This window comes from Streptomyces sp. NBC_00237 (assembly GCF_026342435.1).
GTDB lineage: Bacteria > Actinomycetota > Actinomycetes > Streptomycetales > Streptomycetaceae > Streptomyces.
Genome location: NZ_JAPEMT010000002.1, coordinates 2,145,548 through 2,160,749, shown reverse-complemented (window position 1 = coordinate 2,160,749; position 15,202 = coordinate 2,145,548). Strand labels below are relative to the sequence as shown.

Annotated in this window: 7 protein-coding genes; 5 read left to right on the top strand and 2 right to left on the bottom strand. The window is 73.0% G+C overall.

Annotated features, from left to right (window positions below; translation table 11 throughout):
• Positions 1-28: 28 nt before the first annotated feature.
• Together OG897_RS23315 and OG897_RS23310 are read right to left on the bottom strand one after the other, a co-directional pair.
• Entirely contained in the window at positions 29-1,591 is a 1,563-nt protein-coding gene (locus tag OG897_RS23315; protein ID WP_266659135.1) for an alpha/beta hydrolase, read from the bottom strand.
• A gap of 119 nt (positions 1,592-1,710) precedes the next feature.
• A complete protein-coding gene (locus OG897_RS23310) occupies positions 1,711-4,458 on the bottom strand; it encodes a lysylphosphatidylglycerol synthase transmembrane domain-containing protein (protein WP_266659134.1) in 2,748 nt (915 codons plus the stop codon).
• Positions 4,459-4,658: 200 nt separating this feature from the next.
• Here OG897_RS23310 and OG897_RS23305 point away from each other — a divergent pair, with 200 nt between their 5' ends.
• The 5 genes from OG897_RS23305 to nudC all read left to right on the top strand — a co-directional run bounded on the left by OG897_RS23305 (position 4,659) and on the right by nudC (position 15,136).
• A complete protein-coding gene (locus OG897_RS23305) occupies positions 4,659-5,102 on the top strand; it encodes an MGMT family protein (RefSeq protein ID WP_323188090.1) in 444 nt (147 codons plus the stop codon).
• A gap of 395 nt (positions 5,103-5,497) precedes the next feature.
• A complete protein-coding gene (locus OG897_RS23300) occupies positions 5,498-8,908 on the top strand; it encodes an ATP-dependent DNA helicase (RefSeq protein ID WP_266660434.1) in 3,411 nt (1,136 codons plus the stop codon).
• Positions 8,909-8,972: 64 nt separating this feature from the next.
• Positions 8,973-12,650, top strand: coding sequence for a UvrD-helicase domain-containing protein (locus OG897_RS23295; RefSeq protein ID WP_266659132.1), 3,678 nt, complete (start codon positions 8,973-8,975; stop codon positions 12,648-12,650).
• A 10-nt stretch (positions 12,651-12,660) separates the two neighbouring features.
• Positions 12,661-14,058 (top strand): dipeptidase, encoded by a 1,398-nt coding sequence (locus OG897_RS23290; RefSeq protein WP_266659131.1) that lies wholly within the window; start codon positions 12,661-12,663, stop codon positions 14,056-14,058.
• Positions 14,059-14,248: 190 nt separating this feature from the next.
• A complete protein-coding gene (gene nudC / locus OG897_RS23285; RefSeq protein ID WP_266660433.1) occupies positions 14,249-15,136 on the top strand; it encodes an NAD(+) diphosphatase in 888 nt (295 codons plus the stop codon).
• Positions 15,137-15,202 lie beyond the last annotated feature (66 nt).

Below are 15,202 nucleotides of genomic sequence, written 5' to 3'. Positions count from 1 at the left end.
TGACAGTGACGGAAATCCCTTGTGCCGCCTACTCGCAGACCGTCCCTGACGCCGGAACCTTCCCCTCCAGCAGGTAGTCGTCGACGGTCGTCTTCACACACCCGCTGCCGCCGTTGTACGCCCCGTGACCCTCGCCCTTGTACGTCAGCTCGACGCCGACGCCCTTGCCGAGCTGCTCGGCCATCTTCCGCGCGCCCTCGTAAGGCGTCGCCGGGTCACCGGTGTTGCCGATCACGACGATCGGCGCCGCGCCCGGGGCGCTCACGTCCGGGGTCTCCCACTGGCCGGGCACCGGCCACGACGAGCAGCCGGACAGGCCCCAGGCGAGGAAGTCGCCGAAGACGGGCGACGCGGCCCGGAACTCGGGGACCTTCGACTTGGCGTACGCCAGGTCGTAACGCTCCTTGGAGTCCACGCAGTTGATGGCGGCGTTGGCCGCGCCGATGTTGCTGTACGTGCCGTTCTCGTTGCGGCCGTTCATGGAGTCGGCGAGGACCAGGAGCAGGGCGCCGTTGCCGCCGTCCGCCTCGTCGAGGCCCTGCTCCAGGTAGGGCCAGAACTCCTTCGAGTACAGGGTCTGGACGATGCCGTTGGTGGCCTGGCTCTGCGTCAGCCGACGGCCGCCCACCCCGGGGATCGGCTTCTTGTCGAGGCGATCCAGGAGCGCGACGATGCCGTCCTCGATCTCCTTGGGCGTGCTGCCCTGGAGCTTGCAGTCGTCGCCGCGCGCCACGCAGTCCTTGGCGAAGTTGTTCAGCGCGAGCTGGAAGCCCTTGGCCTGGCCCAGCGAACTCTGCTCGGTCTTCTGGGTGGGGTCCACCACCGCGTCGAAGACGGCCCGGCCGACCTTCTGCGGGTAGAGGTGGGCGTAGACGCCGCCGAGCTCGGTGCCGTACGAGATGCCGAAGTAGTGCAGCTTCTCGTCGCCGAGGACCTGGCGCATCAGGTCGAGGTCCTTGGCCGCGTTGGTGGTGCCGACGTACGGGAGTTCCTTGCCCGAGTTCTTCTCGCAGGCCGCCGCGTACGCCTTGACGCCGTCCGCGTACGTCTTCTCCTCGGCGGCGTCGTCCGGGGTGGCGTCCTCGGCGTAGTACGCGTCGAGGGCCTTGTCGTCCTGGCACTTCACGGGGGCGCTGCGGCCCACTCCGCGAGGGTCGAAGCTCACCAGGTCGTACCGGGTGCGGAGCTTCTCGTAGTCCTTGGCGGCGCTCGGCAGGGTGGCCACACCGGAGCCGCCGGGCCCGCCGAAGTTGAAGATGAGCGAGCCGATGCGCTTGTCCTTGTCGGCCGCCTCCGCCCGGATCAGGGCGAGTTCGATGCGGTCGCCGTCCGGCTTGGCGTAGTCGCGCGGGGCCTGCAGGGTGGCGCACTTCCACGGGGTGCCGCCGGGCAGCGGCGACGGCTTCGTGCCCTCGCCCTCGGCAGGAGTGGGAGCCGGGCACTCCGTCCACGTCAACTCCTGCGTGGCGAGGTCCTGCTTGGTGTCGCCGTCCTTCTTCCCGTCGCCTCCGTCGGAGCATCCGGCGAGGGACAGCAGGACGGCGGCGGACACGACCAGAGCGGGAGCGCGCAGAGCGGAGGGGGTAGCCATACCCACCATCGTGCGCCGAGGGGTGCCGGACCGCGCGCGCCGGGGTCCAAGCGGGTGCCGCCTGTCACCTTCTTCGAGGCGACAGGGGAGCGCGTGACGACAGTGCTAAGGCGAGAGGGCTACAGGGCGCCCTTGCGTGTCAGCGAGTTGAAGCAGAGCCAGCCCGGCAGTACCGGCAGCCAGAACGTCAGCAGTCGGTAGAGGAGCACTGCGGGAGTCGCGATGGACGGCGGCAGCCCCGCGACGGTCAGCGCGGTGATCAGAGCGCCCTCGACCGCGCCGACACCGCCCGGGGTCGGCACCGCCGAACCCACCGCGTTGGCCGTCAGGAACACCACCGCGACAGTGGCGTAGCTGAGGTGATCGCCGTCACTCTGCCCGAAGGCGCGGATCGAGGCGTCCAGGCACATCACGAACACGACCGTCAGCAGGACCATGCCGCCGATGCCGGTGACGAGTTTCTTCGGCCGCTGGAGCACGTCCAGCATGCGCGGGATCACACCGGCGAACAGCGACCGGACCCGGGTGACGACGAACTTCCGCAGGAACGGCACGGCGGTCACGATCATTGCCAGGACCGCTGCCGTCAGCAGGCCAGCGATCACCGTTCGGGAGGGATTCTCCCAGGAGGTGCTCTCCGTACCCGTCACGTAACCGAAGATCATCAGCAGTCCGATGTGACTGCCCAGGCCGAACAGCTGGGCCGCACCGACACTGGCCACGGCCAGTCCCGGGCGCACCCCCGACCGCTGCAGGAAGCGGGTGTTGAGTGCCACGCCACCGATCGCCGCCGGTGCCACCAGCTTGACGAACGACCCTGCCACCTGTGCCTTGACGGTCTGCCAGAACGACACCTTCTCCGGCACGAAGCCCAGCAGGCTCATCGCCGCCGCCACGTAGCTGAGCGCGGAGAACGCCGCCGCCACCGCCACCCAGCCCCACTTCATCTGGGCGAAAGCGTCGGTGACCGGATTCTTGAGGACGTACGAGATCAGGATGTACGCGGCGAAGGCGCCCGCCAGCATGGTGACGAGCGTGCGCGGCTTGATGCGCTCCAGCCTGGCCGCCTCGACCGGGGCCTGCGGTCGGATCAGCAGCACCTGGTGGCGGATCTGCGTCAGCAGGTCCTCCTCCCTGGCGTCCTCGATCGCCACGTCGATGGCTTCCTTCTCGGCCTTCTTCTCCGCGCGCAGGGCCTTGCGGTCGGGCGTGTTCGCCTCCTCGCCCTTCTCCCGCGCCTTGGCCTCCTTGGCGGCCTGCGACGCGGCGAGAACGGCTTCGCGCTGCCGCTGCGAGCGTTCGCGCCCCAGCTTGCGCAGCGTCGCGCGCGTGGAGCGGCTCAGCGCGATCGGCTGGAGCAGCGGAAGGCTGTCGGCGACCGTGTCCGGGCCCAGGACGTCCACAGCGGCGGACACGGCCCGCTCGGCGCCCGTACGCAGGCCCAGGGTGGTCAGGAGCTGCGCCACGTCCATCCGCAGCACGATGTCGCCCGCGGCGATCTCGCCGCCCCGCAGATCGGTCAGTATCACCGTGCCGGAACGATCCACCAGGATCGCGTCACCGGCCAGCCTGCGGTGCGCGATGCGCCGCGACTGGAGGGCCTCCACCTGACGCCACGCGTCCCGCAGCAGCTCGTCGGTGATCTCCTCGTCGGGCAGCGAATCCAGGGTCCGGCCGCCCAGGTGCTCGTACACGAGCATCACGGCATCCGGACCGAGCTCCGAGGTGGCGATCAGCTTCGGGGCGTTCGCACCGGCCGCGATGGCCGCGTACGCCAGCAGTGCCTCCTGCTCCAGCGCCTGTCGCAGGGACTGGATGGACCGGCGCTGGGTGATGCCGCGCAGGGTGACCCGTCGCCACACCCGGTAGAAGAATCCGTGCGCCTGCTGTTCACGGTCGACGACCGTGATGTCGAGGGGCGGACCGTCCTCCAGGGTGACGATGTAGCGCCTGCCCCGGTCGCCCTGGTCGGAGACGTCCGGGGACTCCTCGGCGCGCATCGCGGTCACCGGGCGGAAGCCCACGTGCCGCAGCCCCGCGAGGAGCGTCTGACCGGTGGGGCGCACATTGGGGGAGCCCACCGCGTAGAGGGTGGCGTACGCCACCGTCCAGCCGATGAGCACCGTGACGATGATCGACAGGGGCGTCGTCTGCCCGCCCACCAGCACGGCGAACGCGTTGAGCAGCAGCACCGCCCACAGCGCCACCCGCCAGCGCGGCCTGCGGGCCATCCCGACGGCCGTCATGTACGCGATCACCGGGGCGAGGTAGCCGTGCACCGGGTCGGTGGTCAGGCCGTCGCTCGCGGTCCGGGTGAGGGCTTCGCGGATGGACTCGGGGGCCGGTCCCGACACCCACAGGTCGGTGGCGAGGGCGACACCGTGCGCGAGCACGGCCGCCAGTACGCCGTCGGCGATCCGCAGCCCGTCCCGTTTGATCAGTCGCTCAATGGCGAAGCCCACCGGGAGGATCAGTACGGCGATGCTGGAGATCAGCCCCGCAAGACGTACGAAGACGACCGGGGTCTTCTCCGTGCCGTCGATGATGTCCTGTTCGAGACCCGACGCGGTGCCGTGGGCGAACGCCGCCAGGGCGATCACACAGACGATGCCGAACAGGCCCGCCAGCAGCCGCACCAGGTCGGCGGGACGGTGCACCCGGGCGGCGAGCAGCGGCTCGTCGCCCGACACCCGCTCCGCGTGGCCCTCCTCGGCCAGGACGACCGTCGCACCCTCGGCGACCCCGTCCGTCCGTGGCGGGCCGTCGTCGGCCTGCACGGCGCCGCTCCGCGCGGTGTCCGTGTCGGAGAGTGGGACGGCGTCAGGAGCGCCCGCCGCCGGTCGAGGCTGCACGTCCTGCTCCTTCATCGTCGTCTCTTCTTGCTTTCGTCTCACCGGTCACCGTCCGGATGATGGTGGCATGACCGGATGGTGACGCCCGGCGTCAGGGTGCCGAGCCCCCGATTGTCTCGTGCACCGTACGCGTGCGCGCCCGCGCAGGCCCACTGGTTACCGCGCGGGGCGCGAGCACCGGCCGACTGTCGGTGGTGTGGTGCAGGATGGGCCGGATGAGCGACGAGCTGCCCGCGGGCGACGAACTCCCCGAGTACGCGGAACGGGTCCTGGCGGTCGCCGAGGAGGTCCCTCCCGGCCGGGTCATGACGTACGGGGACGTGGCCGAGTGGCTTCGAAGCGAGGCGGAGCACGAAGTGCTCTCCGCCGAGGGCGGCGGTGGGCGACGGGAGGGCGGAGGACCCCGCCAGGTCGGCCGGGTGATGGCCCTGTACGGCGGCGCGGTCCCCTGGTGGCGCGTGGTGCGCTCCGACGGCCGCCTGCTGCCGGGGCACGAGCTGCGCGCCCTGGAGCACTACCGGGCCGAGGGCACCCCGCTGCGCACGGCCCCGCGCACTGCCGAGGGGCACCTGCCGCGCCTCGACATGAGGCGTGCACGGTGGGACGGCGGCGCGGGCGCGCAGGACGGCCCCCGGAGCGCCGGAGGGGGCGGCTCCTGAGACCGGGGCCGACGCGCGGCGGATCGTACGGGTCACACAGCCCAGCTTCCGCCATCCGGCGCGGTCACGGGCTGTCCGGAGACCGTACGGAGTACGCCGTACCGCACTCCGGTGCGAATCCGGACGTACCGGAGGCGCTGCGTCCAGTGCGTTCACTGGCGTAGCGTCGACAGCACGCGGTACGTCGGACGCGCACGGCACGTCGGCCCCGTACGGCACAGTCACCCCTTACGGCCGCAAGGCGGTCGGCACATCACCCACCAGGACCGGCGATCCACGTGAGCACCTCCACTTCCTCGGACCACCCGGGTCACCCGGGCTCCCCGGGGACCTTCCGGAACCAGCCGTACCGGCACCACGCCCGGTCACGGCGGCGGACTCCCGGCGCCTATCGCCTGGTCCGTACGGCACCGGGACGGGTGGACCCTCCTCTGCTGGACGCACAACAGCGTGCGGTGGTTGACCACGGCGAAGGCCCGCTGCTCGTCCTCGCGGGCCCCGGCACGGGCAAGACGACCACCCTCGTCGAGGCGGTCGCCGCCAAGATCGCCGACGGGGTGCGCCCCGAGCGGATCCTCGTCCTGACCTTCAGCCGCAAGGCGGCCGTCGAACTGCGCGACCGGATGGCGCTGCGCCTCGGCTCCCGGCAGGCGCCGCAGGCGACCACCTTCCACTCGTTCTGCTACGCCCTGGTCCGCGCGCACCAGGACAGCGACCTGTTCAGCGAGCCGCTGCGGCTGCTCTCGGGCCCGGAGCAGGACGTGGCGGTGCGCGAGCTGCTCGCCGGTGAGATCGACCTGGAGAAGACCGGCCTGGCGCACGTGCGCTGGCCCGACGAACTGCGGGCCTGCCTCACCACCCGCGGCTTCGCCGACGAGGTGCGCGCCGTCATCGCCCGCAGCCGCGAACTGGGGCTCGGGCCCACCGCTCTGCGCGACTTCGCGGACCGGATCGGCCGCCCCGACTGGAAGGCCGCGGCGACCTTCCTCGCCGAGTACCTCGACGTCCTCGACATGCAGGGCGTCCTCGACTACGCCGAACTGGTGCACCGCGCGGTGCTGCTCGCCGAGCGCGAGGCGACGACCGGACGGCTCGCCTCCGCCTACGACGCGGTGTTCGTCGACGAGTACCAGGACACCGACCCCGCCCAGGTCCGGCTGCTGCACGCGCTCGCCGGGCAGGGGCGCACCCTGGTGGCCTTCGGCGACCCCGACCAGTCGATCTACGCCTTCCGGGGGGCCGACGTCGGCGGCATCCTCGACTTCCCGCACACCTTCGTGCGTACGGACGGCCGCCCCGCCCGGGTGGAGGTCCTCACCACCTCCCGCAGGTCCGGGGCCGACCTGCTGGCCGCCACCCGGCTGCTGACCCGCCGGATGCCCCTCAACCGGCTTCCCGCCGCTGCCGTACGGGCACACCGGGACCTCGCCCCCGTGCGCGAGGGGGGACGCGTCGAGGTCAACACGTACCCGACGGCGGGCGCCGAGCTGGACAACGTCGCGGACATCCTGCGCCGGGCACACCTGGAGGAGGGCGTGCCGTGGAGCGAGATGGCGGTCTTGGTGCGCGCGGGCGGGCGGACCATACCGTCGGTGCGGCGGGCGCTGACGTCGGCGGGGGTGCCGCTGGAGATCGACGGCGACGACCTGCCGCTGCGGCACGAGCCCGCGGTGACGCCGTTGCTGACGGCGCTGCGGGCGGTGGCGAGGGCGGCGCTGGCACAGACGCCGGTGACGGCATTCACGCACGAGGAGAGCGGCGGGGGAGAGGCGCCTGCTGCGGTGGGCCTGCCTGTCACTGTCGTGGAGGACGTGCCTGCCATTGTCGTGGGCGACGTGCCTGCCACTGTCGTGGACGACGCGCCTGTCACTGTCGTGGAGGCTCCCGGCGGAGCCCCGGACCCCACCTCCGCCCTTCCCTCCGCCCTCTCCTGGCTCGGCACCGAGACCGCAGCCGAGCTGCTCGCCTCCCCCCTCGCGGGCATGGACGCCGCCGACCTGCGCCGCCTCGGGCGCGCCCTGCGCGACGAGGAGCGGGCCGCGGGCAACAAGGTGCCGCCGCCCTCCGACGTCCTCCTCGCACGGGCCCTCGCGGAGCCCGAGCGCCTCGTCGCCCACGACCCCGCCTACGCACGCGGCGCCCAGCGCCTGGGCGCACTGCTGCGCAAGGCGCGCGAGCTCCTCGAAGGAGGCGGCACCGCCGAGGAGGCCCTGTGGGCCCTGTGGGAAGGCACCCCCTGGCCGGGCCGCCTGGAGCGGGCCGCCCTGCGCGGCGGCGCGGCGGGACGCAACGCGGACCGCGACCTGGACGCCGTGTGCGCCCTGTTCGACACGGCCGCCCGCGCCGAGGAGCGCTCCGGCGGCCGGGGCGCGCTCAACTTCCTGGAGGAGCTGGACGCCCAGGACATCGCCGCCGACACCCTCAGCAAGCGCACCGTACGGCCCGAAGCCGTACGGCTGATGACCGCGCACCGCTCCAAGGGCCTGGAGTGGCGGCTCGTCGTCGTCACCGGTGTGCAGGAAGGACTCTGGCCCGACCTGCGCCGCCGGGGCTCCCTCCTGGAGGCCGACCGGATCGGCCGCGACGGGCTCGCCGAACCCCTCACCCCCGGCGCCCTCCTCGCCGAGGAACGCAGGCTCTTCTACGTCGCCGCCACGCGTGCGCGGGAGCGCCTGGTCGTGACCGCCGTGAAGACCCCCGCCGACGACGGCGACCAGCCGTCCCGCTTCCTCACCGAACTCGGCGTCGAGCCCAAGGACGTCACCGGCCGCCCCCGCCGCCCGCTCGCCGTCTCCACGCTCGTCGCGGAACTCCGCGCCACCACCGTCGACCCGGACGCCACCGAGGCCCTGCGCGACGCCGCCGCCCGCCGCCTCGCCCGCCTCGCCGCGCTCAGCGACGACGACGGACAGCCGATGGTGCCCGCGGCCCACCCGGACCGTTGGTGGGGTCTGTACGAGCCGACGCACAGTGCCGTGCCGCTGCGCGACCGGGACCAGCCGGTCGCCCTGTCCGGCAGCGCGCTGGACCAGCTCGCCAACACCTGCTCCCTCCAGTGGTTCCTGGGCCGCGAGGTCAAGGCCGACGCCCCCGCCACCGCCGCCCAGGGTTTCGGCAACGTCGTCCACGTCCTCGCCGACGAGGTCGCCTCCGGGCGCACCCCCGCCGACCTGGCCGTCCTCATGGAGCGGCTCGACTCGGTGTGGGACGCGCTCGCCTTCGACGCGCCCTGGAAGTCCCGGCAGGAGAAGGAGAACGCGCGCGTCGCACTGGAGCGCTTCCTGGCGTGGCACGTCACCGACCGGGGCGGGCGCACCGCCGTCGCCACCGAACACGGCTTCGACGTGACCCTGGAGGCGGGCGGCGAGTACGAGGTGCGCATCCGGGGCTCCATGGACCGCGTCGAGACCGACGGACAGGGCCGGGCGTACGTCGTCGACTTCAAGACCGGCAAGTCCGCGCCGACCCGCGACGAGGTCGCCCACCACCCGCAGCTCGCCGTCTACCAGCTGGCCGTCCGCGAGGGCGCGGTCGACGACGTCTTCGGCGACCGCCGTCCGGAGGCGGGCGGCGCGGAACTCGTCCAGCTGCGGCAGGGCGCGGCCAAGAAGGACGGCGGCGAGACCCTGCCCAAGATCCAGGCGCAGGAGCCCCTCGCGGGCGAATGGGTGGGCGACCTGCTGGCCACGGCGGCGGGCCGGGTACTGGACGAACGATTCGCCCCGAACACGGGCACCCAGTGCACCCACTGCGCCTTCCGCGCCTCGTGCAGCGCCCAGCCGGAGGGAAAGCACGTGGTCGAGTAGCCGAAAGCGCAGGTGGGAGGTGGTGTGGCGGTCGTTGTCAGTGGTGCCGGATAGCCTTTTCGAGGTGACCACCAGAATCACCGACCCCGAGCAGCTCAAGCGGCTCCTCGGCATCCCGTTCACCCCGGAGCAGCTGGCGTGCATCACGGCACCCACCGCCCCGCAGGTCATCGTGGCCGGGGCCGGGTCGGGCAAGACGACGGTGATGGCCGCCCGCGTGGTGTGGCTGGTGGGCACCGGTCAGGTCGCCCCCGAGCAGGTCCTCGGCCTCACCTTCACCAACAAGGCCGCCGCCGAGCTCGCCGAGCGCGTCCGCAAGGCCCTGATCGCCGCCGGAATCACCGACCCGGACGCCATCGACCCCGACAACCCTCCCGGCGAGCCCCGGATCTCCACCTACCACGCCTTCGCCGGGCAGCTCCTCACCGACCACGGCCTGCGCATCGGCCTGGAGCCCACCGCCCGGCTCCTCGCCGACGCCACCCGCTACCAGCTCGCCGCCCGCGTGCTGCGCGAGGCCCCCGGCCCGTACCCCGCCCTCACCCGCTCCTTCGCCACCCTGGTCAGCGACCTCCTCGCCCTGGACGCGGAGCTCGCCGAGCACCTCGTACGACCGGCGACCCTCCGCTCGTACGACACCGGACTGCTCCGTAGCCTCGACGGCGTCAAGCTCTCCAACGCCGACCTGCGCAAGGTCCCCGAGGCCGCCGAAGCCCGCCGGGAACTGCTGGAGCTGACCGTCCGTTACCAGGACCAGAAGCGCAGCCGGGACCTCCTGGACTTCGGCGACCAGATCGCGCTCTCCGCACGGCTCGCCGCCCTGCCCGAGGTGAGCGAGATCCTGCGCGGCGAGTTCCGGGTCGTCCTCCTCGACGAGTACCAGGACACCTCCGTCGCCCAACGGCTGCTGCTGTCGGGCCTGTTCGGCGGCGGCACCGGCCACCCCGTCACCGCCGTCGGCGACCCCTGCCAGGCGATCTACGGCTGGCGCGGCGCGTCCGTCGCCAACCTCGACGACTTCCCCGAGCACTTCCCGTACGCCGACGGACGCCCCGCCGACCGGTACGCGCTCAGTGAGAACCGCCGCAGCGGCGGCCGCCTCCTCGACCTCGCCAACACCCTCGCCGTCCCCCTGCGCGCCATGCACCAGGGCGTCGAGGCCCTGCGCGCCGCCCCGGGCGAGGAACGAGCCGGTGTCGTCCGCTGCGCCCTGCTGCGCACCCACGAGGAGGAGATCGCCTGGATCGCCGACTCCCTCGCCCACCAGGTGCGCACCGGCACCGCCCCCGGGGACATCGCCGTCCTGTGCCGTACGGCGGGCGACTTCCCCGAGATCCAGGCGGCCCTCGTCGCCCGTGACGTCCCCGTCGAGGTCGTCGGCCTGTCCGGGCTGCTGCACCTGCCCGAGGTCGCCGACCTCGTCGCGGTCTGCGAGGTCCTCCAGGACCCGGGCGCGAACGCCTCCCTCGTGCGTCTCCTGACCGGCCCGCGCTGGCGCATCGGCCCCCGCGACCTGGCCCTCCTCGGCCGCCGCGCCCGCCACCTCGTGCACCGGGGGAGCGGCGCGGACGACGACCCCGACCGCAGGCTCGCCGAGGCCGTCGAAGGGGTCGACCCGTCCGAGGTGATATCGCTCGCCGACGCCCTCGACACCTTCCTGGAGTCACCGGACGCCGAGGACGACGGGCTGCCGTTCTCGGCGGACGCCCGGGTCCGGTTCGCCCACCTCGCCCGGGAACTGCGCGACCTGCGCCGCTCGCTCGCCGACCCCCTGATGGACGTACTGCACCGCGTCCTGCACACCACAGGGCTTGAGGTCGAACTCTCCGCGTCCCCGCACGCGCTGGCCGCCCGCCGCCGCGAGACCCTGAACAACTTCCTCGACACAGCGGCCGGTTTCGCCTCCCTCGACGGGGAGGCCACCCTGCTCGCCTTCCTCGGCTTCCTGCGGACGGCCGCCCAGTACGAGAAGGGACTCGACAACGCCCTCCCCGGCGGGGAGAACACCGTGAAGGTGCTCACCGCGCACAAGTCCAAGGGCCTGGAGTGGAAGGTCGTCGCCGCCCCGGGACTGGTCAAGGGCGCCTTCCCGAGCGACCGCGCCCGCGAGTCCTGGACCTCCCAGCCGCAGGTCCTCCCGCACGCCCTGCGCGGCGACGCGCAGACGCTGCCCGACGTGCAGGAGTGGGACGGCAAGGGCATCAAGCGGTTCAAGGACGCGATGAAGGACCACCAGCACACCGAGGAACTGCGCCTCGGCTACGTCACCTTCACCCGCCCCAAGGAACTGCTGCTCGGCTCCGGCCACTGGTGGGGCCCGAACCAGAAGAAGACGCGCGGCCCCTCGGACTTCCTCACCGCGCTGTACGAGCACTGCGCGGCCGGATCCGGCGAGATCGAGGTCTGGGCGGACGCACCGCAGGAGGGCGAGGAGAACCCCGCCCTCCAGGAGCCCACCACCGACCGCGCCTGGCCACTGCCGCTCGACGACGACGCCCTGGCCCGCCGCCGCCGCGCCCGCGCCACGGTGCTGGCCCACCTGGACGCCCTGCGCGACGCCCCCGAGCCCCCTCCCGTACCGGAACCGACGGCGTGGGACTACTGGATCCCGGAGGAGGCACCGGAGGCACCAGAGGACCCGGAGGAATGGGCCACGCCGGACGAGGAGGAGGCCGCCGACTGGGACGCCCTGGCGACCCGCCGCCCGGCCCTGGACGCGACCCGTCGCCGGGACCCGGAAGCGCCCCGCCGCCCGGACGCCGGGGCGCCCCGCCGCCCGGACCCCGAGGCCACCCAGCACGACACCCCGGTGCCGGGCCACGCGGCCGTACGGGCACGCCCTCACCCGGACCCGCACGAGCCCGACGTCGCCGCACCGCCCCCGGCGCACACCGGCCCCGCTCCCGCCCCGACGCACACCGGCCCCGTTCCCGCCCCGGCGCACACCGGCCCCGCTCCCGCCCCGCCCTCCCTGTCCCCTGAGGAGGCCCGCACCGTCGACTCCTGGGACCGCGACCTCGACGCCCTCGCCGACGAACTGCGGCGTTCCCGCGCCACCACCCGTGACGTTCCCGTGCCCGCGTCCCTGTCCGCGACCCAGCTCATGCGCCTCGCCGCCGACCCGGACGGCTTCGCCCAGGAGCTGGCCCGTCCCATGCCCCAACCGCCGCAGCCCGCCGCCCGCCGAGGCACCCGCTTCCACGCCTGGGTGGAGTCCCGCTTCGAGGAGCTTCCGCTCCCGATGCTCGGCCCGGAGGAGCTGCCCGGCGGCGACGAGGACGACACCGAGATCGCCGACGAGCGCGACCTGGCCGCCCTCAAGGAAGCCTTCGAGCGCACGGAGTACTCCCGCCGCACCCCGTACCGCACGGAGACCCCCTTCCACCTCACCCTCGCGGGCCGCGTCATCCGGGGCCGCATCGACGCCGTCTACTACGACGAGGCGTCCGGGACGTACGAGATCGTCGACTGGAAGACCAGCCGCAACCGCGCCGCCGACCACCTCCAGCTCGCCATCTACCGACTCGCCTGGGCCGAGCTGCACGGACTGCCGCCCGAAGAGGTCCTCGCCACATTCCTCTACGTCCGCAGCGGCGAGAGCGTCCGCCCCCGGCACCTCCCCGGCCGCCGTGAGCTGGAGCGCATCCTCTCCGGGGAGCCGGAGGGCGCGCCGGGGGCCACACCGGGGGCCGAGGAGTCCGCGGCCTGGGCACCGGACGCCGCACCTCCCCCGGAGAGTTAGGCTCAAGGTCATGAGCGACACCCCGGACAGCGCCGTCCGTACGTACATCGAAGAGCACCGCGCCGCCTTCCTGGCCGACCTGGCCGAGTGGCTGCGCATCCCCTCCGTCTCGGCCCAGCCCGAGCACGCCGAGGACGTACGGCGCAGTGCCGAATGGCTGGCCGCCAAGCTCCGGGAGACCGGCTTCCCGGTCGTCGAGATCTGGCCCACCGACGGCGCACCGGCGGTCTTCGCCGAGTGGCCCTCCGGAGAGCCGGACGCCCCCACGGTCCTGGTCTACGGACACCACGACGTGCAGCCCGCCGCCCGCGAGGACGGCTGGCACACGGAGCCCTTCGAGCCGACGACGATCGACGGCCGGATGTACGCGCGCGGGGCAGCCGACGACAAGGGCCAGGTGTTCTTCCACACGCTGGGCGTGCGCGCGCACCTCGCCGCCACCGGCCGCACCGCCCCCGCCGTGAACCTCAAGCTGCTCATCGAGGGCGAGGAGGAGTCCGGCTCGCCGCACTTCCGCGCCCTCGTCGAGTCCCGCCGCGAGCGCCTGGCCGCCGACGCCGTGATCGTCTCCGACACCGGCATGTGGTCCGAGGACACCCCGACCGTGTGCACGGGCATGCGCGGCGTCGCCGACTGCGAGATCACCTTCCGAGGCCCCGACCAGGACATCCACTCCGGTTCCTTCGGCGGCGCGGTCCCCAACCCCGCCACCGTCGCCGCCCGTGTGGTCGCCGCCCTGCACGACGAGGACGGCCGCATCACCGTCCCCGGCTTCTACGACGGCATCGTCCCGCTCACCGACCAGGAGCGCGCGCTCTTCGCCGAGCTCCCCTTCGACGAGGCGACGTGGCTGCGCACCGCCACGTCGTACGCCACCCACGGCGAGGCCGGGTACTCCACCCTGGAGCGCATCTGGGCCCGCCCGACCGCCGAAGTCAACGGCATCGGCGGCGGCTACCAGGGCCCCGGCGGAAAGACCATCGTCCCCGCGTCCGCCGAGCTGAAGCTGTCGTTCCGCCTCGTCGCCGGCCAGGACCCCGACACGATCGAGCAGGCCGTACGGGACTGGATCGCGACCCGCGTCCCGGCCGGAATCCGCTACGACATCACCTTCGGCGCGGCCACCCGCCCCTGCCTGACCCCGCTCGACCACCCCGCCCTGAAGTCCGTCGTACGGGCCATGGGCCGGGCCTTCGAGCAGCCGATCCGCTTCACCCGCGAAGGAGGCTCCGGCCCTGCCGCCGACCTCCAGGACGTCCTCGGCGCACCCGTGCTCTTCCTGGGCATCTCCGTGCCGTCCGACGGCTGGCACGCGCCCAACGAGAAGGTCGAGCTGGACCTGCTGCTCAAGGGCGTCGAGACCACCGCGTACCTGTGGGGCGACCTCGCCGCGCAGCCCCTTCGCTGACCGAACCGCTGAGCAGAACAGAATCCCGATCCATCCGGGGGAGTTGGAAGCACCTGTGAGCACCAGCACCGACAACGGCGTCACCACGAGCACCACCAGCACCGGCGGCACAAACACCGGCGGCACCAGCACTGGCGTCAACAGCACCACGGCCGCCGACCGGCCCCTCGCCCTCTCCGCCGCCAGCGGCATCGACCGGGCAGCGCACCACCGCATGGACGAGGCATGGCTGGCCGCCGCCTGGAGCCACCCCTCGACCCGCGTCTTCGTCGTCTCCGGCGGCCAGGCGCTGATCGACGACACCCCCGACGGCCGCACCGAACTGGTCATGACCCCGGCCTTCGAGGCCCCCGTCACCGAGACCCACCGCTACTTCCTGGGCACCGACGACGACGGCGTCAGCTACTTCGCCCTCCAGAAGGACGCCCTGCCCGGCCGCATGGACCAGTCCGCGCGCCCGGCCGGACTGCGCGAGGCGGGCCTGCTGCTGTCCCCCCGGGACGCGGGCCTCATGGTGCACGCGGTGGCCCTGGAGAACTGGCAGCGCCTGCACCGCTTCTGCTCCCGCTGCGGCGAGCGCACCGTCATCGCCGCCGCCGGGCACATCCGCCGCTGCCAGGCTTGCGGCGCCGAGCACTACCCGCGCACCGACCCCGCCGTGATCATGCTGGTCACCGACGACCAGGACCGTGCTCTCCTCGGCCGCCAGGTGCACTGGCCCGAGGGCCGCTTCTCCACCCTCGCGGGCTTCGTCGAGCCCGGCGAGTCCATCGAGCAGTCGGTGGCCCGCGAGGTCTTCGAGGAGGCGGGCGTCACGGTCGGCGAGGTCGAGTACCTGGCCAGCCAGCCCTGGCCGTTCCCCTCCAGCCTGATGCTCGGCTTCATGGCCCGCGCCACCAGCTCCGAGATCAACGTGGACGGCGAGGAGATCGAGGAGGCCCGCTGGTTCTCCCGGGACGACCTGACCGCCGCGTTCGCGTCCGGCGAGGTGCTGCCGCCGTTCGGCATCTCGATCGCGGCCCGCCTGATCGAGCTCTGGTACGGCAGGCCCCTGCCGAAGCCGGGCCGCGCGGCCTGATCCGTTGCGTACGTACGAGAGAGCCGCCGCCCGAAGTCATCCGGGCGGCGGCTCTCTCGTACGTGC